General features: G+C 49.0%; 1 protein-coding gene. It reads left to right on the top strand.

The genetic code is table 11. The features are described from left to right. On the top strand, positions 1-993 hold a 993-nt coding region (locus tag FA727_RS25735; RefSeq protein WP_136833933.1), incomplete at its 5' end, for an RNase H-like domain-containing protein. Between the last annotated feature and the right edge of the window lie 84 nt (positions 994-1,077).

Genomic DNA, 1,077 nt, shown 5'->3' with positions numbered 1-1,077 from the left:
AATCCCGCCAAGTGTGTTTTTGGCGTTCCATCCGGAAAGCTCCTTGGGTTCATCATCAGCGAACGCGGCATCGAGGCTAATCCAGAGAAGATAGCAACTATCATGAACATGGAGCCGCCGACCACCGTCAAGGATGTCATGAAGCTTACGGGCTGCATGGCTGCACTCAACCGCTTTATCTCCAAACTGGGGGAACGCGGCACTGAGTTCTTCAAACTACTCAAGAAGCAAGACAGATTTCAGTGGACTCAGGAAGCTCAAGTCGCCTTCGACAAGCTCAAGCTATTCCTGACTACGCCTCCTGTGCTCACTGCACCGCTCCCGGGCGAAGATCTCTTGCTCTATATTTCAGCAACCACTAATGTCGTCAGCGCCGCCATTGTCGTTGAACGTGACGAGGAAGGTCATCTTCAGAAGATTCAACGACCTGTGTACTTTGTGAGCGAAGTCCTCTCGGACTCCAAATCCAGGTACCCTCAAGTTCAAAAAATTCTATATGCTGTCTTAATGACATCCAGAAAATTGCGGCACTACTTCGACACCTACAAGATCATTGTGGTTACTGGTTATCCTATTGGCGAGATTCTCCATAATCAAGACGCTACAGGGCGTATCGCCAAGTGGGCTGTTGAGCTCGGAACATACAGCATCGAGTTCCGTTCTCGCACGGCCATGAAGTCTCAAGTCCTTACTGATTTCATATCGGAATGGACCGAGCACAATCTCCCAGTCGCCACCACCAAGCCTGAGCATTGGATCATGTATTTCGACGGGTCACTCAAGCTGGAAGGCGGAGGCGCTGGAGTTCTGTTGATTTCACCTCGAGGGGATCAACTCAAGTATGTTCTGCAGATTCAGTTCGCTGTCACCAACAACGCTGCAGAATACGAAGCACTTCTTCACGGCATGAAGATGGCCATCACCCTCAGTATCAAGCGTCTGCTGGTGTATGGGGATTCAATGTTGGTCATCAAACAAGTCAATAAGGACTAGAATCGAAACCATGAAGACATGGATGCGTACTGTGAAGAAGTTCGGAAATTGGAAAAACACTTCCTCGGCATTGAATTTCATCAT

The organism is Robertmurraya kyonggiensis (genome assembly GCF_005116465.1).
In the GTDB taxonomy this organism is placed as follows: Bacteria; Bacillota; Bacilli; order Bacillales; family Cytobacillaceae; genus Robertmurraya; species Robertmurraya kyonggiensis.
The sequence above is the reverse complement of the archived record's forward strand: the minus strand, read 5'-3'. Positions and strand labels throughout refer to the sequence as shown.